The following is a 19051-nucleotide window of genomic DNA, read 5'->3' as shown; positions in this document are numbered from 1 at the left end:
GGATGACCGGATCGAATCACCCAACGACAACCCGAGGACCTGAATGATCGGACGACTGCACGGCACGCTGATCGGCAAGCAGCCGCCCTGGCTGCTGCTCGACGTGGGCGGCGTCGGCTACGAGCTGGAATGCCCGATGTCGACCTTCTACGAGCTGCCCGAGACCGGCCGCAGCGTCACCCTGGTCACACACTACGCGGTGAAGGAGGACGCCGTGGCGCTGTACGGCTTCCACCGCGAGGCCGAACGCGGCCTGTTCCGCACCCTGCTCAAGGTCAATGGCGTGGGCGCCAAGACGGCGCTGGCGATTCTCTCCGGCGTCAGCGTCGAGGCCTTCGCGGCCCTGGTCCAGGCCGGCGACCCTGCTGCCCTGGTGCGGGTGCCCGGCATCGGCAAGAAGACCGCCGAGCGCATCCTGGTCGAGTTGCGCGACAAGGCTGCCGATCTGGTGCTGGGTGGCGGTACCCGCCTGTCCGGCGCCTCCGGCGCAGTACCGCTGGACCCGCAGTCCGAGGCCGCCGCCGCCCTGCAGGCCCTTGGCTACAAGCCACCCGACGCCCTGCGCATGGCCCGCCAGGCCGCCGTCGAGGGCGACGACGCCGAGGCCATCATCAGGAAGGCGCTGAAGGCGGCGTTGAAGGCGTGAGTGGGTTGCCGGGACTCGGGACTCGGGACTCGGGACTCTGGAAGCGGGACTCTGGAAGCGGGACTCGGGAAGCGGGAAGCGGGAAGCGGGAAGCGGGAAGCGGGAAGCGAGAAGCGGAGCGCGCTCTGCTCCCCTCTCCCTCTGGGAGAGGGGCCGGGGGAGAGGGCCGGCACTTGCCATGATCTGCATCGTTGCCGGCCCGGCGGCGCGCGCTGGCCGGGGCGGCCCTCTCCCCCGCCCCTCCCCCGCAGGGCGGGGGAGGGGAGAAGTGCGGTGCCGCGGCCAATCCGGGACTCGGGACCCGGGACCCGGGACTCGGGACTCGGGACTCGGGACTCGGGACTCGGGACTCGGGACTCGGGACTCGGGACTCGGGACCCGGGACTCGGGACCCGGGACTCGGGACCCGGGACCCGGGACGCGGGACCCGGGACTCGGGAAGCGGGAAGCGGGAAGCGAGAAGCGGAGCGCGCTCTGCTCCCCTCTCCCTCTGGGAGAGGGGCCGGGGGAGAGGGCCGGGGCTGGCCATGATCCGCATCGTTGCCGGCCCGACGGCGCGCGCTGGCCGAGGCTGCCCGCGGTAGCGGGACGTTCCCGGTCATCGGGGCGCCCGTACGGGCGCGCGGGAGCGGCGGTGCGGGGTGGTGGCCGGCCGGCACGGCGGCCGTGGCTGGTTGATAATGCGTCCCGTCCGACCCCCTGGCCGGCCCCGGCACGTTGAAGGGGTCACCTAGACCACCCAGCGAGCCCCGCCACCCGCCTGCCCATGACCGAACGACTGATCACCCCGGACACCAGCCCCGAGGAGGCCCGGATCGAGTCTTCGATCCGGCCCCGTCGCCTGGACGAGTACCTGGGCCAGGTGCCGGTGCGCGAGAAGCTGTCGGTCTACATCGAGGCGGCGCGGCGTCGCCAGCAGGCGCTCGACCACGTGCTGATCTTCGGGCCGCCGGGCCTGGGCAAGACCACCCTCAGCCAGGTCATCGCCAACGAGCTCGGCGTCAACCTGCGCGCCACCTCCGGGCCGGTGATCGAGCGCGCCGGCGACCTCGCCGCCCTGCTGACCAACCTGTCCGAGGGCGATGTCCTGTTCGTCGACGAGATCCACCGGCTGTCGCCGGTGGTCGAGGAAGTGCTCTATCCGGCGATGGAGGACTTCCAGATCGACATCATGATCGGCGAGGGTCCGGCCGCGCGCTCGATCAAGCTCGACCTGCCGCGCTTCACCCTGATCGGCGCCACCACCCGTGCCGGCATGCTGACCAATCCGCTGCGCGACCGTTTCGGCATCGTCGAGCGCCTGGCCTACTACACGCCCGCCGAGCTTGCGCAGATCGTCACCCGCTCGGCCGCCATCCTCGGCATCGCCTGCGACGCCGAAGGCGCCGCCGAGATCGCCCGGCGCGCGCGCGGCACACCGCGCATCGCCAACCGCCTGCTGCGCCGGGTCCGCGACTTCGCCGAGGTCCGCCACGACGGCGCGATCAGCGCCGAGGCGGCGCGCGCCGCCATGGCGGTGCTGGAAGTCGACGCCGAGGGCTTCGACCCGCTCGACCGCCGCCTGCTGGCCACCATCATCGACAGCTTCGACGGCGGCCCGGTCGGCATCGAGTCGCTGGCCGCCGCCCTCAGCGAGGAGCGCGGCACGCTCGAGGACGTGGTCGAGCCCTACCTGATCCAGCAGGGCTACCTGGTGCGCACCGCCCGCGGCCGCATGGCCACCGCCCGGGCCTGGCGCCACCTGGGCCTGAAGCCGCCGCCGCGTCAGCCCGGCTTAAGCGAAGCCGATCTATTTTCCGGGGTCGACCCCGGACAGGCCGAACCATGACCGACAGCGCGCACCCCCAGCCGGCGGCCCCTTCCGCCGGCCCGTCCGACGCTGGCCGGCCGGGGGCCTTCCGCTGGCCTGTGCGGGTCTATTTCGAGGACACCGACACCGGCGGCGTCGTCTACCACGCCGGCTACCTGCGCTTCTTCGAGCGCTGCCGCACCGAGTGGCTGCGCAGCCGCGGCCTGGACCAGCAGACCCTGCTGGCGCAGCATGCGATCGCCTTCGCGGTGCGCTCGATGGCGGTCGACTGGCTGGCGCCGGCACGCCTGGACGACCTGCTCGAGGTCGGTTTCGAGGTCCGCGAGGCCCGTCGCGCCAGCATGAAGGGCGTCCAGCGCATCGTCCGCGCCGCCGACGGCGTCCTGCTGTGTTCCGCCAGCGTCCGCGTCGCCTGCGTGCGCGTCCCCGATTTCCGGCCCGTCGCCATCCCCGACACCCTGCTTGAGACCCTCTCCGCATGAGCAACGATCTCGACCTCCTGCAACTGATCCTCGAGGCCAGCATCCCGGTCAAGGTGGTGATGGCCCTGCTGCTGCTGGCCTCGATCGCCTCCTGGGTGGTGATCTTCCGCAAGCGCGCCATCCTCACCCGCGCCAGCGAGGAGGCCGAGGCCTTCGAATCGCGCTTCTGGTCCGGCGTCGACCTGGCCGCCCTGTTCCGCGAGGTCGGTGCCGAGCAGGGCGAGGCGACCGGCATGGCCGGCATCTTCGAGGCCGGATTCCGCGAGTTCGCGCGGCAGCGGCAGCGCAAGTTCGCCGACCCGCGCACCACCGTCGAGGGCGCCCAGCACGCCATGCGCGCCGCGGTCACCCGTGAGGTCGACCGCCTGGAGCAGAACCTCGAGTTCCTGGCGACGGTCGGCTCGACCAGCCCGTACGTCGGCCTGTTCGGCACCGTGTGGGGCATCATGATCGCCTTCCACGGCCTGGCCAATGTCCGCGAGGCGACCATCGCCATGGTCGCGCCGGGCATCACCGAGGCGCTGATCGCCACCGCCATGGGCCTGTTCGCGGCGATCCCCGCGGTGATCGCCTACAACCGCTACCAGAACAAGGTCGAGCGCATCAACAGCCGCTACGAGACCTTCCAGGACGAGTTCTCGACCATCCTGCAGCGCCAGGCGCACGCCGGCGACGCCGCCTGAGGACCCTGCCATGGCCGCCCGCCGCCAGCGCCGCAAACTCAAGGCCGAGATCAACGTCGTCCCCTACATCGACGTCACCCTGGTCCTGCTCATCATCTTCATGATCACCGCGCCCCTGTTGAACCTGGGCGTCGACATCGAGCTGCCGCGCTCGGACGCGCGCTCGCTCAACGTCGACAGCGAGCCGGTGCTGGTCACCGTCGACCAGGCCGGGGCGATCTTCCTGACCCTGGGCGGCGAGGCGCGCGAGGCGGTCGACGCGCAGACCCTGGTCGCCAAGGTCGGCGCCTTCGTGCGCAACAACCCGCAGGTGCCGGTGCTGGTCGGCGGCGACGGCCGGGTCGACTACCAGCAGGTCTACCAGGCGCTGGTGCTGCTGCAGCAGGCCGAGGTCGGCAAGGTCGGCCTGATGAGCCAGCCGAACCCCACCACCCCGGCGGGCAACTGAGGACGCGGATGGAGACCCGGGCCGACACGGTCAAGGCGGTCGTCTACGCCCTGCTGGTGCATGTGCTGGTGCTGCTGATGGCCTTCAGCGGGCTGTTCTGGTGGCAGTCGGGCAAGCCGCTGCGCGCGGCCGGCGAGCCGATCGAGGCGGTGTTCGTCGACCTCGCCGCGCTGGCGCCGCCGGCGCCGCCGCGCCCGGCACCGCGCCCGGCACCGCCGCCGCCGCCGCCCCAGCAGCCCGAGCCGCCGACGGATTTGCAGGCCGACGACACCGTCGACCAGCAGCGCATCGACCAGCAGGCGCTGCTGCGCGCCGAAGAGGAGGCGCGCGAGCAGGAGGAGCGCCGACGCCGCGCCGAGCAGGTGCTGCTGGAGGAACAGGAGCGCCAGCGTGCCGAGGAGCAGCAGCGCCGGGAGCGCGAACAGCAGCAGCAGCGCGAGCGCGAGCAACGCAAACAGCAGCAGCGCGAGGCCGCGGAGCGCGCCGCCGCCGAGGCCGCGGCGCGCGAGGCGGCCGAGCGGGAGGCCGCTGCCGCTGCCGCGGCGGCCCAGGCCGGCCAGCGCGGCGAGGACGATGGGTTGGAGGCCCGCTATCTGGCATCCATCATCCGAAGCGTCCATCAACGGTGGCGCCTTCCGGACAATACGGCCCCGCTGATCTGCGACGTGCGAATCGTTCAGGTTCGGGGTGGGACCATCCTCAGCGCGACAGCGGTCCGTCCTTGCGATGCGGATGAGCTGGCCCGGGGACTGCTCGAGAGAGCTGTCTTGGCAGCCGAACCGTTACCCTATGAAGGATTCGAAAGCGTTTTCAACCGCGAGGTCATCCTGACCTTCTGCCATCCCCAGAACCAGAACGATCCACGGTGCACACAATGATTCGAATTCTCGTAGCGCTCACCTTCGCCACCCTGCTGTCGCTTTCAGCGCACGCGCAGGAGCCTTTGAGGGGTGTGATCAGCGGCGCCAACGAGGGTGCCGTACCGGTCGCCGTCGTGCCGTTCGCCCACGAGGGCGGCGGGCTTCCGCCCAGCGTCGACCTGGCCCAGGTGATCGCCGCCGACTTCAACCGCAGCGGCCAGATCCGTTCGCTGCCGCGCGGCGACGTGGTCGAGTTCCCGGTGCGCGAGAGCGACGTCCGCTTCGCCACCTGGCGCCTGCTGCGCCAGGACTACCTGGTGATCGGCCGGGTCGCCGACGCCCCCGGCGGCGGCTTCCGGGTCGAGTACGAGGCCTTCGACGTCGCCCGCCAGGAACGCATCCTCACCGGCGCCATCAACGGCCGCGAGGCCGAACTGCGCGGCGTCGCCCACCAGATCGCCGACCTGGTCTACGAGAAGATCTTCGGTGTCCGTGGCGCCTTCTTCACGCGGATCGCCTACGTCACCGCCCGCGGCGTGGCGCCCAACATCGAGTACGCGCTGATGGTCGCCGACTCCGACGGCCATGGCCCGCAGCTGGTGGTGCGCTCGCGCGAACCGCTGATGTCGCCGGCCTGGTCGCCGGACGGCCGGCGCCTGGCCTATGTGTCCTTCGAGCGCGGCAACTCGGCGATCTACATCCAGGAACTGGCCACCGGCAGCCGCGAGGTGGTCTCGGCCTCGCCCGGCATCAACGGCGCGCCGGCCTTCTCGCCGGACGGCACCCGGCTGGCGGTGTCGCTGTCGCGCACCGGCAACCCGGAGATCCACATCCTCGACCTGGCCAGCCGGCAGACAACCCAGCTCACCCGGCACTGGGCGATCGACACCGAGCCGCAGTGGCTGCCCGACGGCCGCAGCATCGTGTTCACCTCGGACCGGGCCGGCAAGCCGCAGATCTACCAGGTGCCGGCGACCGGTGGCGAGCCGACCCGCCTGACCGGCCAGGGCGACTACAACGCCCGCGTTTCCGTGGCCTACGACGGCCAGCGCTTCGCCATGGTGCAGGGGGCTGGAAACGTGTATCGTATAGCGGTTTTGGACCGGACGCGGGGCGGCGGCGGCCGCTACGACCTGGTTTCCCCAGGGCGGATGGACGAGTCGCCCAGCTTCGCTCCAAACGCCAGCATGCTGATCTACGCCGCCAGGGAAGGGGGCCGCGGAGTGCTCTACTCCGTGTCCGCCGACGGTCGCGTCAGGCAGCGGCTGGTGCTTGCCGATGGCGATGTCCGCGAGCCGGCCTGGTCGCCGTATCGCCAGCGGTGAGCGGCAAGCCCCGTTTTGGAATAGAACAGATCCACGTCCCACTCCCCCACTCCACCCGGGAACACTGCAATGAACGTCGCAATCCGCATCAGCCTGGCAGCCCTCCTGGCCCTCGGCCTGGTCGCCTGCAAGAAGAAGACCGTCCGTGACGAGGTCGAGCCGCCGGTCCAGACCACCCCGCCGGCCGCCCAGACCACGCCCGCCGGTGACGACTGGAGCGATCCCAGCGCCCTGGACCGCATCCCGTGCCTGCGCCAGCGCGTCGTCTACTTCGACTTCGACCAGGCCAACGTGCGTTCCGAGGCCCAGGAAATCCTGAGCTGCCACGCCCGTTACCTGAGCAACCGTTCGATGGCCCGCGTCACCCTGGAAGGCCATGCCGACGAGCGCGGCAGCCGCGAGTACAACCTCGGCCTGGGCGAGCGTCGTGGCAACGCCGCGCGTGATGCCCTGACCGTGGCCGGCGCCTCCTCGGGCCAGCTCACCGTCGTTTCGTACGGCGAAGAGCGTCCGACCTGCACCATGTCCGACGAGTCCTGCTGGCAGCAGAACCGTCGCGTCGAGATCGTCTACACCGTCAGGTAATGACCATCCGTCGCGTACTGCGTGTCTCCACCATGGCGGCCCTCGCGGCCGCCATGGTGGCCCCGGTGCTGGCCCAGGACGGCCGGCTGAGCCTGGCCGAGCGTGTCGCCCGGCTCGAGCAGCAGGGACAGTCGGCGCCGGCCACCGGCGGCGGCAACATGGAACTGCTCAACCGCATCCAGGAGATGCAGGTCGAACTGCAGTCCCTGCGCAACCTGGTCGAGCAGCAGGCGTTCGAGATCGATGCGCTGAAGAAGCGGCAGAACGACCAGTACGCCGACCTCGACGACCGCATCAACCGCCTCGGCGGCGGTGGCGGGGCGGGCGGCGACGAGCCGCTCTCGCTGCGGCCTTCGTCCGGTGCGGGCACCGCGCCGCTGGCGCCTGCGCGTCCGGCCGATCCGGACCAGCTGATGATGGAGGAGGCCGCCCCGGTCGATCCCTACACCGGCCAGCCGATGCCTGCCGGCGCGGCGGCCTCGCCCCTGCCGGCCGGCGACCCCCAGGCCGAGTACCAGACCGCCTTCGATGCCCTCAAGCAGGGCCGCTACGACGAGTCCGCCAGCCTGTTCCGGGCCTTCCTGCGCGCCTGGCCGGCGCACGAGCTGGCCGACAACGCGCAGTACTGGCTGGGCGAGTCCTACTACGTCACCCAGAATTACGAGACCGCGCTGGCGACCTTCCGCGAGCTGGTCGCGGCCTATCCCGACAGCGACAAGACCGCCGATGCCGAGCTCAAGATCGGCTACTGCCTGTACGAGCTCGGCCGGTACGACGCCGCCCGCGGCGCGCTGGAAGGGGTCAGCGCCCGCTGGCCGGACACCACGGTGGCCCGTCTGGCGGAGAGCCGCCTGCGCGCCCTGGCGCTCGAACAGCGCTGATCCTCCTGGCGACCGCGCGCTGATCGCGGTCCGCCGGTCCCGCACCTGCCGACTGCCATGGCCTCCCCCGCGCCCGTCCCGGTCCCCGAGCCGGATGCCCAGGCACCGGTCGCCGCCGATCGTCTGCGCATCACCGAGGTCTTCCATTCCATCCAGGGCGAAGGCGATGCCGTCGGCTGGCCCACGGTGTTCGTTCGCCTGACCGGCTGCCCGCTGCGCTGCACCTGGTGCGACACGACCTACAGCTTCCACGGCGGCGAATGGCGGGACATCGACGAACTCATCGCCCAGGTCGCCGCGTACTGTGCCCGCCATGTCTGCGTCACCGGCGGCGAGCCGCTGGCGCAGCGGCGCTGCCTGGATCTGCTGGTGCGCCTGTGCGACGCCGGCTTCGAGGTCTCGCTGGAGACCTCCGGGGCGCTGGACGTCTCCGGCGTCGACCCGCGGGTGCGCAAGGTCATGGACCTGAAGGCGCCAGGCTCCGGCGAGTCCGGCCGCAACCTGTGGGGCAACCTCGCGCACCTGAAGCCGCACGACCAGCTCAAGTTCGTGCTGGCCGACCGCGGCGACTACGACTGGGCGGTCGAACAGCTTCGCGCCCACGACCTTGCCGCCCGATGCCAGGTGCTGTTCTCGCCGGTGTGGTCGACCCTGGCGCCCCGCGAGCTGGCGCAGTGGATCCTCGACGACCGCCTGCCGGTGCGCCTGCAGGTGCAGCTCCACAAGCTCCTGTGGGGCGAGGAGCCTGGCCGGTGAGCGCGTCGACGCCGCCGCCGGGCGACGTTGGCCGCGGCCGCCGCGCCGTGGTGCTGCTGTCGGGCGGCATGGACTCCGCGGTGGTGCTGGCGCAGGCGCGCGCGCACGGCTTCGAAGTGCACGCGCTGAGCATCCTCTACGGCCAGCGGCACGCCGCCGAGCTGGCCGCCGCCGCTGCCCTGGCCTCGGCGCTGGGTGCCGAAAGCCACAAGATCCTGGCCCTGGACCTGCGCAGCATCGGCGGCTCGGCGCTGACCGCCGAGATCGCCGTGCCCGAGGCGCCCACCGAAGGCATCCCCGTAACCTACGTGCCGGCCCGCAACACGGTGTTCCTGGCCCTGGCCCTGGGCCATGCCGAGGTGCTCGGTGCCGCCGACCTGCTGGTCGGCGTCAATGCGGTCGACTATTCGGGCTATCCGGATTGCCGCCCCGCCTTCATCGAGGCCTTCGAGGCGCTGGCCAACGTCGCCACCCGCGCCGGCGTGGAGGGCGCGCGCCTGCGCGTGCACGCGCCGCTGATGCGCCTGTCAAAGGCCGACATCGTCCGCGAGGGCCTGCGCCTGGGCGTCGACTTTTCGATGACCGTGTCCTGCTACCAGGCCGACGCCGACGGCCGCGCCTGCGGCCGCTGCGACGCCTGCCGGCTGCGCGCCCAGGGCTTCGCGGAGGCCGGTGTCGCCGATCCCACGCGCTACCGCGACTGAGCCGCGCGCTGTGCCGCGCCGGTTCGGGCAGGTCGGCCGCGCGCATCGCGCCGCCTCGCTTTCGCATCCTTGCGGGCATCGGCTGGTAAACTTCGCTCCCTTCGCACCGGGCCGTTAGCTCAGCCGGTAGAGCAGCGGACTTTTAATCCGTTGGTCGTTGGTTCGATCCCAACACGGCCCACCACGAAATCAGCACCCTGCGCCGGCACGCTCGCAGTCCGTCGCCCTGGCGGTTCCGGTGTGCCCGTTGGGTGCCCCTTGCGGGTCGCGCAGGCAGGCCCTGCCGCAGTGAGATCCTGCCCGCTGCTCTCCGAGCGCTGGCTCATACAGTTCAGGAGGACACCACTGCGTGCGCGGGCGCGAGCACCTTGCCGCTCCCGAACTTCAGCATCGGCGCCCTTGCCGCCATCGAGGGTCTGGAGCGCTGGTCCACACCCGACCGCAGTTGCCCTTCGACGGCCGGACAATGGCGTGACGCAGGTTCCCCGACGCCCGCCGCTCTCGCATGCTCCAGCGAACCGAGTCTGCGGCACCCCGGCGCGTATTGCCGTATGGGTACCTTCCCCGGTGTCCGGCGACGCGGGACCGACCCTCGCCCGCCTCTACGGTTCCGACGGGCGGCAGTCGGCCGACGGTCCGCTCAGGGCGTGTGGTTGGTCAGGTACTGGCACTGCGAGGTGCAGCTGGGTGCCGGGCAGTCGCAGGTGGACAGGATGCTGTAATTGATCAGGTACTGCGGCAGGTTGAACCACGCGAAGCTCAGGTAATACGTGCGCCCGGGTTCCAGGCGGCAGCGGTTCGGCAGCGGGTTGTCCAAGGTCGACCAGGAAATCGCCGACGAAGCGCCGGCCACACACGACAGCGGCAGGTCGAAGTTTCCGCACTGGGTGCCCAGGGAGGCGAAGATTCCCGCCGAGGACGACGGGATGTTGATGCGACCCTGGAGGCCCGCCTCCGGACCGGTGATGGTGAAAGCGCGCACGTAGATGCGCTGCAATTGCTGCGCGGCGTTGAAGGCATTGCCGGTGTGGTTGGCCGTCCAGCCGTGGCTGGTGCCGAACGGCACGCCGTAGTGCCAAGCGTAGTCGACCACCGAGTTGCGCGCGAACGGCGCCGGCAGTCCTTCGCAGGGCAGCTCGAAGGGATCGCGAAACACCCGCTCCTGGGCGACAGCGGGCGCGCAGACGGACAGGGCGAGAGCCAGGGAGATGAGAGCGGCACGCGCAGTCATGGCAGGATCCTGTGGCCGGTTGCCCGGCACTGTAGCCGATCGCCCCCGGGTGGGCGTGAATCAATCGCCGGCCGGCGCCGGCGCCGCCGCAGCACCGGCCAGGATGCCGCCGTCGATGGTGATCTCGGCGCCGTTGACGTAGGCGGCCTCGTCGGAGGCGAGCAGGACGGCGACCGCGGCGACCTCCTCGGGCCGGCCGAAGCGGCGCATCGGGCAGTCGCTGGTGAACTCGCGCATGCGCGCCTCGCGTTCCGGCCCCTGGCCGAGCAGCGGTTCCCACATCGGCGTCAGGATGGCGGCCGGGTGCAGGGAGTTGCAGCGGATCGCCAGGCCCTGTTCCGCGCAGTACAGGGCGACCGTCTTGCTGTGGTTGCGCACCGCGGCCTTCGAGCTTGCGTAGGCGGCGGCCCCGGGAATCCCGACCAGCCCGGAGCGCGAGGACAGGTTGATGATCGACCCGGCACCGGTCGCGCGCATCGCCGCGATGCCGTGCTTGCAGCCCAGGAACACGCCATCGAGGTTGGTGCGGTGCACGGCATGCCAGTCGGCCAGGCTGGCGTGTTCGGGGTCATGGGCGACCAGGCCCGCCTCGAAGCCGGTGATGCCGGCGTTGTTGACCAGAACGTCGAGCCGTCCGTGGCGCTCCAGCACCGTCGCCATGGCGGCGTGCCAGTCGTCCTCCTCGCGGACGTCCAGGCGCAGGAAGGCGGCGCGCCCGCCCAGCGCGGCGGCGACCGCCCGGCCGCCGGCCTCGTCGATGTCGGTGATCCAGGCGAACGCGCCCTCGGCGACGAAGGCGCGGGCGATGGCCTCGCCGATGCCGCGGGCGGCGCCGGTGACAAGGGCGATCCTGTCGTGCAGGCGGGGCATGGCGTGTCCGCGGGTGAACGTGGCTGACGGGCGCGGGCGGTCGATGCGCTGTCGACGTCGCTATCGAGCGCGTCGTCAGGTATCCGCGGCGCCGGGCAGTGCGGCAGCCAGGTCGGCCAGCCGCGACTGCAGCGCGTCCAGGCGCAGGTCGCCGCAGGCGCCCGGCGAGACGCGCGCGGCGATGCTGGCCTGCGGCGTGCGCGCGGCGAGGTCGCCGGCGCCGTCGGCGACCTGGCGGTAGGCGTCGCGGAACGGCAGGCCGGCGGCGGCCAGCTCGATCGCCAGGTCGGTGGCGTGCATGGCCGGCTCGATCGCCGCGCCCAGCCGTGCCTCGTCCCAGCGCAGGCCGGCGAGCAGGCCGGGCAGCAGGGCCAGCGCCCCCAGGCCGTGCCGGAAGCCGTGCACCAGGGCGCCCTTGCCGAGCTGCAGGTCGCGCTGGTAGCCGGACGGCAGCGACAGCAGCTGCTCGGTCTCGGTCTTGGCCGCGGCCACCGCGGCGTGGCTGGCGCGCATCAGCTCGACGACATCGGGGTTGCGCTTGTTCGGCATGATCGAGCTGCCGGTCGTGTACTGCGCCGGCAGGTGCACGAAGGCGAACTCGGCGGTGGTGAACAGCGACAGGTCCCAGGCCAGCCGGCGCAGGTCGAGCGTCGCCGAGCCTAGCGCCTCCAGGGCGGCCAGCTCGAACTTGCCGCGCGAGAGCTGCGCGTAGGCCGGGTTGACCTGCATGCGCGAGAAGCCCAGCGCCGCGGTGGTGTGCGCGCGGTCCAGCGGCAGGTTGACGCCGTAGCCGGCGGCGGTGCCCAGCGGATTGGCGTCCAGCCAGTCGCGGGTGGCCAGTGCCCGCACGCCGTCGTCGATGAAGGCCTCGGCGTAGCCGGCGCTCCAATGGCCGACCGTGCTGGGCACGGCGCGCTGCAGGTGCGTGTAGCCGGGCATCGGCAGGCCGGCGCCGGCGCGCGCGCCGTCCAGCAGCACCGCCGCGATGTCCCGGCACAGTCCGGCCAGGCCGGCCAGGCGGTCCTTCAGCCACAGCCGGGTGGCGACCAGCACCTGGTCGTTGCGGCTGCGGCCGGTGTGGATGCGGCGGCCAGCCTCGCCCAGGCGCTGCGTCAGCCAGTGCTCGATCGCCGAATGGCCGTCCTCGTGGCGGTCGTCCAGCACGAAGCTGCCGTCCGCGAAGGCCCGGGCCAGCGCGTCCAGCTCGCGCTCGATGCCGGCCAGGGAGGCCGCGTCGATCACGCCGATCCGCTCCAGCCCCTGCGCGTGCGCAAGACTGGCGCGGATGTCGTGCGCGAAGAACTCGCGGTCGAGCAGCACGTCGGCGCCGGCCAGGAAGGCCTGGATGCGCGGATCGACCTCGACGCCCGCCTTCTGCCACAGCAGCGTGCTCATGCCAGCGCCTCCGTCGTCGCGGCCGCCGGCGGCAGCGGGATGCCGTCGGTCTCGGCCAGGCCCAGGGCCAGGTTGATGTTCTGCAGCGCCTGGGTGGCGGCGCCCTTGAGCAGGTTGTCCAGGGTGGCGACCAGCACCAGGCGGCGGCCGTCGGCGGCCAGCGCGAAGCCGCCGACCTCGGCGTGGTGGCGCCCGGCGATGCGGCTGACCCAGGGCGCCTCGTCGAGCACGCGGACCAGCGGTTCGCCGGCGTAGAAGTCCCGGTAGCAGGCGCGCACGGCCGGCAGGTCCATGGCACGGGCCAGGTGCAGGTTGGCGGTCAGGGTGATGCCACGGAAGTGCGGCGCGACGTGCGGCATGAACTCGACCGGGTGCGCCAGGTGGCGGCCGACCTCGGCCTCGTGGACGTGGCCGGTCAGCGCATAGGGCATCAGGTTGTCGTGCAGCAGGGCCGGGTCGTTGCGGGGCGACGGCGTGGTGCCGGCGCCCGAATGGCCGGACACGCCGAAGCATTGTGCCGGCCCGTCCAGCAGGTCCCGCATCGGCGCCAGGGCGAGCTGCATGGCGGTGGCGTAGCAGCCGGGATTGGCGATCCGGCGCTGGCCGGCCCAGCGCGCCCGGTTCAGCTCGGGCAGGCCGTAGTGCCAGTCGTCGTCGAAGCGGAAGTCGGCGGACAGGTCGACCACCAGGGTGTCCGGCCGCGCCGCTTCGAGGGCGGCGACGAAGGGGGCCGCCTTGCCGTTGGGCAGGGCCAGCACCACCACGTCGGCGCCCTTGCCGGCGACCGCGTCGGCATCGAGGTTCTCGAAATGCAGGTCGCCGGCGGCGCCGTCGAAATGCGCGGCCAGCGCCTGCCCCGCCAGTTCGCGCGAGGACACGAAGGCCAGGCGCAGCCGCGGATGGCCGGCGACCAGGCGCACCAGCTCCGCGCCGACGTGGCCGCGGGCGCCGACGATGCCCAGGGTGAAGGCTGCGCTCATGGCCGCTGCTCCAGGAGGAAGTCCAGGTGGCCGCGCACCGCCGGCCACTCGCTGTCGAGTATGGAATACACGGCGGTATCGCGCAGGGTGCCGTCCGGCATCCGCATGTGATTGCGCAGGATGCCGTCCAGGCGCGCGCCGATGCGCTCGATGGCACGCCGCGAGCGCTGGTTGAGCCGGTGCGTGCACAGCTCAACCGCGACGCAGCCCATCGGCCCGAAGGCGTGCTCCAGCAGCAGGCGCTTGGCCTGGGTGTTCAGGGCGGTTCGCTGCGCCCGTTGCGCGTACCAGGTCCAGCCGATCTCGGCGCGCCGGTTGTCCGGGTCGAGGTGGCCCAGCCGTGTGCTGCCGACCACGCGCCCGTGGCCGTCCAGCACGCAGAAGGGCAGGGCGCGGCCCAGGCCGTGCTCGTCCAGCGCCCGGGCGATCCAGTCCGGCACCTGGTCGGGCGCCGGCACCCGGGTCCAGGGCAGGCGCCAGAGCTCGCCATCGGCCACCGCGTCGGCCAGCGCATCGGCGTGGCCGGCGTGCAGCGGCACCAGGCGGACGTGGCTGCCGGTCAGGGTCGGCACCGTGGTCCAGGCGGTCATCGCTCAGGCGTCCTTGAGCGTGGCCGGGCGGGTCCGGCAATGCTCGACCGCGAAGCGCACCTGCGCCCAGTCGTCCATGCCGTACCAGAACACCGTCCAGCGGGCGTCCTTCACGGCGCCGTCGGCGTTGGCGAAATAGAACTCGTTGATCGGGTTGCCGCGCCGGGAGCGCCAGAACAGTTGCGGGTTCTCCGCATGCATGACCTGCCAGATGGCGCGGCCCAGGCCCTCGCCCTGGGCGTCTTCGCTGACCGCGAACTTGTCCATGTGCACCAGGCCGTTCTCGCGGGTCAGGACGATCGCGGCGCGGTAGTGCTCGCTGCAGTACACCCGCCACGGCCGGGTCTTCTCGAAGTAGTCGCGGTCCAGGCGCCGGCCGAAACTGGATTCGATCAGCGCGCGCAGGCGCCTGGTGTCCAGACGCCCCCAGCCGCGGGCGCTGCGGATCTTCTCGCCGCGCCGGACCAGGGTGCCCGAGCCGCGGTGCGTGAACAGCTCCTTGGCGAGCTCGTCGGGCCGCGTGATCGACACCGAGGAGGCATGCGGGAGCTGCATCAGCAGATCGTGGATCTGCTCGATCTTGACCTTCATGCCCGAATGCAGCCAGGGCTGGCGCATCAGCTCGGCGTACTCGGTGCTCAGGTGGATCGAGTCGATCACCCGGCCGCGGTCGTCGAGCAGTCCGCCGGTGCCGGTCAGGAAGATGATCTTGTAGGGCTTGAGTTCCTTGACCAGCTCGTTGGCGGCCCAGTCGGCGTTGACGTTGAGGATCTGGCCGCCGGCGGTCTCGCCCAGGCTGGCGATCACCGGGATCGAGCTGACCTTGATCGCCGCCTGGATGCCGGCGGTGTGCACGCGGGCGACCTTGCCGACCAGGCCGTACGTGCGGCGGCCCAGGAAGTCGGCCTCGAACACCCCGGACAGGATCGAGGTGGCGCGCACGCCTTCGGCCTGCAGGGCCTCGACCAGGCGCAGGTTCTGCTGCTGGAAGACCCGACGCACCACGGCCAGGCCCTCGGGCGTGGTGTGGCGCAGGCCGCCGACGGTCCGCTTCTCGATGCCGGCGGCGGCCATCTCCTCGTCGAGCTGCGGGCCGGCGCCATGGATGACGATCGGCGTCAGGCCGACCTGCTGCAGGAAGGCCAGCGAGGACACCAGGGCGCCGAGCTCGTCGCGCAGGATCGCGCCGCCGACCTTGACCACTGCGAAGCGGGCGGCGTCGAGCTGCGAGAAGCGCTTCAGGTACTGCTGGATCTCCTTGGCGCTGGCCATGTTGGAGAGCAGCCGGACGATGGTCGGGCGCAGGTCGGTGGCAGCGGAGCGGGCGGGACTCATGGCGGGCTCAGGCGATCAGGCGGCGGACGGTGTCGGCGTAGGCGGCGAGCTGGTCCAGCGCCACCCATTCGTCGGCGCTGTGGGCCTGGGCGATGTCGCCCGGGCCGTACACCAGGGCGGTCAGGCCGGCCTGCGAGAACAGCGAGGCCTCGGTCCAGAAGTCCACGGCGTTGCCGACCGGAAGTTCCAGTGCATCGGCCAGGTCGCGTGCCCGAAGGCGGGCGGCCTCGGCGCCGGCGACATCGCCGGCCGGCAGCGGCGGGCCGCGGAAGGTCTCCTGGTAGCCGGTGCCCTGCGCAGCCAGCGCGCGCAGGCGCGCGTGCAGGTCGTCGATGTCCTGGCTGGGCAGCGGCCGGAACCCGAAGCGCAGCTCGGCCGCCGGCGCGATCATGTTGGCCTTGATGCCGCCCTCGACGCGGCCGATGTTGAAGCGCAGTCCGGTCAGGCCGCCGAAGCGGTCGCCGGCATGGCCTTCGACCAGGTCGAGCGCGGCCGTGCCCCAGCGCACCGCCTGGTGCAGGGCGCTGGCGGTCGGCGCCTGGGCGCCCGAGGCATGGCCGGCCTGGCCATGGAAATGCATCAGCACCGAGGCGATGCCGCGATGCGCCAGCACCGCCTGGCAGCCGGTCGGCTCGGCGACCAGCGCCTCGGCGAAGCCATGGTCGCCGGCCAGGAAGCCGGCGATGCAGCGGGCGTCGTTGGCCTCTTCGTCGCTGCTGAACAGGAACGCCGCGTCGCCCGCGGTCTGCGCCGCGGCGGCCAGCAGGCCGGCGGCGGCGCCCTTGATATCGCAGGCGCCCAGGCCGATCGCCCGGTCGCCCGCAACGCGCAGGCGCAGCGGGTCGCCCTGCCAGTGCGGCGAGTCCGGCACGGTGTCCAGGTGCACGTTGAACAGGCGCCGTGGCGTGCCGCGCACCGCCAACAGATGCACGGCACCGGCGCCGTGGTCGACCACCTCGATCCGGAAGCCGGGCAGCTGGGCGCGCAGGTAGTCGAAGATGCCGTCGGTGCCGATCGCCCGCGGCGGGTTGCGGGTGTCGAAGGCGACCAGGGCATCGAGGTGGCGCAGTACGGCGTCGAGCATGGCGTCAGTCGCCCTTGCCGGCGTTGACCTGCGCCCACAGGGTCGAGCTCATCCCGTACAGGCGGATGAAGCCCTCGGCCTCGGCCACGCCCCAGTCGGCCGACTGCGCATAGGTGGCGCCCTTGGCGTGCAGCAGGTGCGGCGAGCGAACCGCCACCGCATCGACCCGGCCGCCCGCGGTTTCCAGGACCACCTCGCCGGTGACGCAGGCCTGGCTGGAGCGCAGGAAGGCCTCCAGGTCGGCCTTCAGCGGGTCGTTCCAGAAACCCTCGTAGGCCAGCTCCACCCACTTGCGCGCGACCTCGGGCTTGAAGCGGTTCTGCAGCTTGCTCAGCACCGCCTCCTCCAGGGCGCGGTGGCCGGCGAGCAGGGCGGCGAGACCTGGCGCCTCGAAGATGATCCGGCCCTTCAGGCCGATCGTGGTGTCGCCGGTGTACAGGCCGCGGCCGACGCCGTAGGCCGCGAAGGCTCGATTGAGGCGGGCCAGCAGTTCGGCGCCGGGCAGGCGTTCGCCGTCCAGGCTGACCGCCTCGCCGCGCTCGAAGCCGATCCGCACCTGCAGCGGCGCTGCCGGCCACTTCGCGCGCGGCGCGCACCAGCCGCGCGCCTCGGCGCCGGGCTGTTCCCAGCGGTCGATCTCGCCGCCGGACAGGGTCACGCCGAGCAGGTTCTCGTTGATCGTGTAGGCCTTCTGCTTCGCGCGCACCGCGAAGCCGCGCTGCTCCAGCCAGGCCTGCTCGTAGGCACGGGTCTGGGTGTGCTCCTTCTGGATCTCGCGGATCGGCGCGACGATCGTCCAGTCGCCGTCGGCCTTGACGGCGAGGTCGAAGCGCACCTGGTCGTTGCCCATGCCGGTGCAGCCGTGGGCGATCGCCCGGGTGCCCAGTTCGGCGGCGCGCGCCAGGGTTGCCGCGACGATCAGGTAGCGGTCGGAGACCAGCAGGGGGTACTGGCCCTGGTAGCCCTCGCCGGCCATCACGAAGGGCTTGACGAAGCCCTCCCACAGGGCCGGTCCGCCGTCGACGGTGACATGGCTGGCGACGCCCAGCTCGGCGGCGCGCGCCTCGATGTAGGCGCGCTCGTCGGCATCGACGCCGCCGGTGTCGGCGAACACCGTGTGCACCGCCCAGCCGCGCTCGCGCAGCCAGGGGACGCAGAAGCTGGTGTCCAGGCCGCCGGAGAAGGCCAGGACGATCGGGGTGCCGGGGCTGGGGGGGTTGGCGCTCACGGGGAATCCTCGAAGGAAGGGCAGGGGAGTCAACGGTCGCGGGGCTGGCCGGCCAGCCAGGCCATCACCGCCTTCTGCACCGGCAGGCGGTTGCCGGCCTCGTCGATGGCGCCGCAGTAGGGCGCGTCCATCACGCCGTCGGTTGCCTTGATGTTGCGGCGCAGGGGCAGGCAGTGGCTGAACACCGCGCCGTCGGTCAGCGCCATCTTTGCCTCGTCGACGATGAAGTGGCGGTGCGCGTCGCGGATCGGCTTTTCAGGGCCCCAGTTGCCGAACCAGGGCAGGGCACCCCAACTCTTGGCGTAGACGACGTGGGCGCCGGCATAGCTGGCCTCGATGTCGTGGCTGACCGTGAGCGAGCCCCCGGACTCCGCGCAGTTGCCGCGTGCCTGGTCCATGAACATCGGGTCGAGCAGGTAATCCGGGGTCGGGCACAGCAGGGTGACGTCGAAGCCCAGGCGGGTGGCGATCAGCAGCGAGGAGTTGGCGACTGCGGTGTTCAGGGGTTTCGGGTGGTAGGTCCAGGTCAGCACGTACTTGCGGCCGCGGAAGTCCGGCGTGCCCAGGCGCTCGCGCAGCATCAGCGCATGCGCCAGCTCCTGGCAGGGATGGACGATGGTCTCCATGTTGATCACCGGCACCGTGGCGTGCCGGGCGAAGGCGCGGATCACCTTGTCCTGGCGGTCCTCGCTCCAGTCGATGAACTTCGGGAAGGCGCGCACGGCGATCAGGTCGACATAGCGCGACAGCACCTGGGCGACCTCGGCGACGTGCTCCTCGGCCTCGCCGTCCATGACCACGCCCGGCTCGAACTCGATGCCCCAGGCGTCCTTGCCCGGCGCCAGCACCACGGCATGGCCGCCGAGCTGCCAGGTGCCGATCTCGAACGAGGTGCGAGTGCGCATCGACGGGTTCAGGAACACCAGGGCCACCGCCTTGCCGCGCAGGGCGTCGCCGGCCGGCTTCTGCTTGAACGCCGCGGCGACGTCGAGCAGGTGGGACAGTTCCTCGTGGGAGAGGTCCTGGGTGCTGAGGAAATGTCGGATCGCCATGGCGTCGGCTCTGTTGTCGGTGAAGGGGAAGGGCTGTGAAACGAAAAGACCCGGCGCGCGGGCCGGGTCTGTCAGGGCGAACGCGGGAAGGCGCTCAGGACCGGCC

Annotated in this window: 20 protein-coding genes and 1 tRNA gene; 12 read left to right on the top strand and 9 right to left on the bottom strand. The window is 71.8% G+C overall.

The window, feature by feature from the left end; genetic code table 11:
- Window positions 1-43 precede the first annotated feature (43 nt).
- From ruvA to KF823_12675, 12 genes are all read left to right on the top strand, one after another.
- Entirely contained in the window at window positions 44-646 is a 603-nt protein-coding gene (gene ruvA, locus KF823_12730; protein MBX3726768.1) for a Holliday junction branch migration protein RuvA, read from the top strand.
- A 766-nt stretch (window positions 647-1412) separates the two neighbouring features.
- Complete coding sequence (ruvB, locus tag KF823_12725; GenBank protein MBX3726767.1) at window positions 1413-2474, top strand: Holliday junction branch migration DNA helicase RuvB; 1062 nt, start codon at window positions 1413-1415, stop codon at window positions 2472-2474.
- Window positions 2471-2938 carry a tol-pal system-associated acyl-CoA thioesterase gene (gene ybgC, locus KF823_12720; protein MBX3726766.1) on the top strand — a complete coding sequence of 156 codons (468 nt, stop codon included), beginning with the start codon at window positions 2471-2473 and terminating at the stop codon, window positions 2936-2938. The genes ruvB and ybgC overlap by 4 nt, the downstream gene beginning before the upstream one ends.
- Window positions 2935-3621, top strand: coding sequence for a protein TolQ (gene tolQ, locus KF823_12715; GenBank protein MBX3726765.1), 687 nt, complete (start codon window positions 2935-2937; stop codon window positions 3619-3621). The genes ybgC and tolQ overlap by 4 nt, the downstream gene beginning before the upstream one ends.
- 10 nt (window positions 3622-3631) lie before the next feature.
- Window positions 3632-4069 carry an ExbD/TolR family protein gene (locus KF823_12710; protein MBX3726764.1) on the top strand — a complete coding sequence of 146 codons (438 nt, stop codon included), beginning with the start codon at window positions 3632-3634 and terminating at the stop codon, window positions 4067-4069.
- An 8-nt stretch (window positions 4070-4077) separates the two neighbouring features.
- Window positions 4078-4947, top strand: a complete 870-nt coding sequence (tolA, locus tag KF823_12705) for a cell envelope integrity protein TolA (GenBank protein ID MBX3726763.1) — start codon at window positions 4078-4080, stop codon at window positions 4945-4947.
- Complete coding sequence (tolB, locus tag KF823_12700) at window positions 4935-6254, top strand: Tol-Pal system beta propeller repeat protein TolB (protein ID MBX3726762.1); 1320 nt, start codon at window positions 4935-4937, stop codon at window positions 6252-6254. Before tolA ends, tolB begins: the two co-directional genes overlap by 13 nt.
- Window positions 6255-6323: 69 nt before the next feature.
- A complete protein-coding gene (gene pal, locus KF823_12695; GenBank protein ID MBX3726761.1) occupies window positions 6324-6839 on the top strand; it encodes a peptidoglycan-associated lipoprotein Pal in 516 nt (171 codons plus the stop codon).
- On the top strand, window positions 6839-7720 hold the full coding sequence (ybgF, locus tag KF823_12690) for a tol-pal system protein YbgF (protein ID MBX3726760.1): 882 nt from the start codon (window positions 6839-6841) through the stop codon (window positions 7718-7720). Before pal ends, ybgF begins: the two co-directional genes overlap by 1 nt.
- Before the next feature lie 57 nt (window positions 7721-7777).
- Window positions 7778-8476 (top strand): 7-carboxy-7-deazaguanine synthase QueE, encoded by a 699-nt coding sequence (gene queE / locus KF823_12685; protein ID MBX3726759.1) that lies wholly within the window; start codon window positions 7778-7780, stop codon window positions 8474-8476.
- 68 nt (window positions 8477-8544) lie between these two features.
- Complete coding sequence (gene queC / locus KF823_12680; protein ID MBX3726758.1) at window positions 8545-9180, top strand: 7-cyano-7-deazaguanine synthase QueC; 636 nt, start codon at window positions 8545-8547, stop codon at window positions 9178-9180.
- Between the two features lie 108 nt (window positions 9181-9288).
- A tRNA-Lys gene (locus KF823_12675) sits at window positions 9289-9364 on the top strand.
- A gap of 456 nt (window positions 9365-9820) precedes the next feature.
- On the opposite strand, the gene KF823_12670 is transcribed toward KF823_12675, so the two are convergent.
- The 9 genes from KF823_12670 to KF823_12630 all read right to left on the bottom strand — a co-directional run bounded on the left by KF823_12670 (window position 9821) and on the right by KF823_12630 (window position 18945).
- On the bottom strand, window positions 9821-10411 hold the full coding sequence (locus KF823_12670) for a hypothetical protein (GenBank protein MBX3726757.1): 591 nt from the start codon (window positions 10409-10411) through the stop codon (window positions 9821-9823).
- A gap of 60 nt (window positions 10412-10471) precedes the next feature.
- Window positions 10472-11281: a glucose 1-dehydrogenase gene (locus tag KF823_12665; protein MBX3726756.1), complete on the bottom strand. Its 810-nt coding sequence runs from the start codon at window positions 11279-11281 to the stop codon at window positions 10472-10474.
- A gap of 75 nt (window positions 11282-11356) precedes the next feature.
- Window positions 11357-12676, bottom strand: a complete 1320-nt coding sequence (gene argH / locus KF823_12660; GenBank protein MBX3726755.1) for an argininosuccinate lyase — start codon at window positions 12674-12676, stop codon at window positions 11357-11359.
- On the bottom strand, window positions 12673-13656 hold the full coding sequence (gene argC, locus KF823_12655; protein MBX3726754.1) for an N-acetyl-gamma-glutamyl-phosphate reductase: 984 nt from the start codon (window positions 13654-13656) through the stop codon (window positions 12673-12675). The genes argH and argC overlap by 4 nt, the downstream gene beginning before the upstream one ends.
- Window positions 13653-14246: a GNAT family N-acetyltransferase gene (locus tag KF823_12650; protein MBX3726753.1), complete on the bottom strand. Its 594-nt coding sequence runs from the start codon at window positions 14244-14246 to the stop codon at window positions 13653-13655. Before KF823_12650 ends, argC begins: the two co-directional genes overlap by 4 nt.
- A gap of 3 nt (window positions 14247-14249) precedes the next feature.
- Window positions 14250-15581 carry an acetylglutamate kinase gene (locus tag KF823_12645; protein MBX3726752.1) on the bottom strand — a complete coding sequence of 444 codons (1332 nt, stop codon included), beginning with the start codon at window positions 15579-15581 and terminating at the stop codon, window positions 14250-14252.
- A gap of 7 nt (window positions 15582-15588) precedes the next feature.
- Entirely contained in the window at window positions 15589-16665 is a 1077-nt protein-coding gene (locus tag KF823_12640; GenBank protein ID MBX3726751.1) for an acetylornithine deacetylase, read from the bottom strand.
- A 4-nt stretch (window positions 16666-16669) separates the two neighbouring features.
- On the bottom strand, window positions 16670-17893 hold the full coding sequence (locus KF823_12635) for an argininosuccinate synthase (GenBank protein MBX3726750.1): 1224 nt from the start codon (window positions 17891-17893) through the stop codon (window positions 16670-16672).
- 29 nt (window positions 17894-17922) lie between these two features.
- Window positions 17923-18945, bottom strand: coding sequence for an N-acetylornithine carbamoyltransferase (locus tag KF823_12630; protein MBX3726749.1), 1023 nt, complete (start codon window positions 18943-18945; stop codon window positions 17923-17925).
- Between the last annotated feature and the right edge of the window lie 106 nt (window positions 18946-19051).

The organism is Lysobacterales bacterium, assembly GCA_019634735.1.
Lineage (GTDB): Bacteria > Pseudomonadota > Gammaproteobacteria > Xanthomonadales > UBA2363 > Pseudofulvimonas.
This window is presented reverse-complemented; position numbering and strand designations above follow the sequence as displayed.

Excerpts from the sequence above, each read along its gene's own strand:
- ruvA (MBX3726768.1), top strand. The coding sequence starts at position 44 with ATGATCGGACGACTGCACGGCACGCTGATCGGCAAGCAGCCGCCCTGG.
- ruvB (MBX3726767.1), top strand. The coding sequence starts at position 1,413 with ATGACCGAACGACTGATCACCCCGGACACCAGCCCCGAGGAGGCCCGG.
- ybgC (MBX3726766.1), top strand. The coding sequence starts at position 2,471 with ATGACCGACAGCGCGCACCCCCAGCCGGCGGCCCCTTCCGCCGGCCCG.
- tolQ (MBX3726765.1), top strand. The coding sequence starts at position 2,935 with ATGAGCAACGATCTCGACCTCCTGCAACTGATCCTCGAGGCCAGCATC.
- KF823_12710 (MBX3726764.1), top strand. The coding sequence starts at position 3,632 with ATGGCCGCCCGCCGCCAGCGCCGCAAACTCAAGGCCGAGATCAACGTC.
- tolA (MBX3726763.1), top strand. The coding sequence starts at position 4,078 with ATGGAGACCCGGGCCGACACGGTCAAGGCGGTCGTCTACGCCCTGCTG.
- pal (MBX3726761.1), top strand. The coding sequence starts at position 6,324 with ATGAACGTCGCAATCCGCATCAGCCTGGCAGCCCTCCTGGCCCTCGGC.
- ybgF (MBX3726760.1), top strand. The coding sequence starts at position 6,839 with ATGACCATCCGTCGCGTACTGCGTGTCTCCACCATGGCGGCCCTCGCG.
- queE (MBX3726759.1), top strand. The coding sequence starts at position 7,778 with ATGGCCTCCCCCGCGCCCGTCCCGGTCCCCGAGCCGGATGCCCAGGCA.
- queC (MBX3726758.1), top strand. The coding sequence starts at position 8,545 with ATGGACTCCGCGGTGGTGCTGGCGCAGGCGCGCGCGCACGGCTTCGAA.
- KF823_12670 (MBX3726757.1), bottom strand. The coding sequence starts at position 10,411 with ATGACTGCGCGTGCCGCTCTCATCTCCCTGGCTCTCGCCCTGTCCGTC.
- KF823_12665 (MBX3726756.1), bottom strand. The coding sequence starts at position 11,281 with ATGCCCCGCCTGCACGACAGGATCGCCCTTGTCACCGGCGCCGCCCGC.
- argH (MBX3726755.1), bottom strand. The coding sequence starts at position 12,676 with ATGAGCACGCTGCTGTGGCAGAAGGCGGGCGTCGAGGTCGATCCGCGC.
- argC (MBX3726754.1), bottom strand. The coding sequence starts at position 13,656 with ATGAGCGCAGCCTTCACCCTGGGCATCGTCGGCGCCCGCGGCCACGTC.
- KF823_12650 (MBX3726753.1), bottom strand. The coding sequence starts at position 14,246 with ATGACCGCCTGGACCACGGTGCCGACCCTGACCGGCAGCCACGTCCGC.
- KF823_12645 (MBX3726752.1), bottom strand. The coding sequence starts at position 15,581 with ATGAGTCCCGCCCGCTCCGCTGCCACCGACCTGCGCCCGACCATCGTC.
- KF823_12640 (MBX3726751.1), bottom strand. The coding sequence starts at position 16,665 with ATGCTCGACGCCGTACTGCGCCACCTCGATGCCCTGGTCGCCTTCGAC.
- KF823_12630 (MBX3726749.1), bottom strand. The coding sequence starts at position 18,945 with ATGGCGATCCGACATTTCCTCAGCACCCAGGACCTCTCCCACGAGGAA.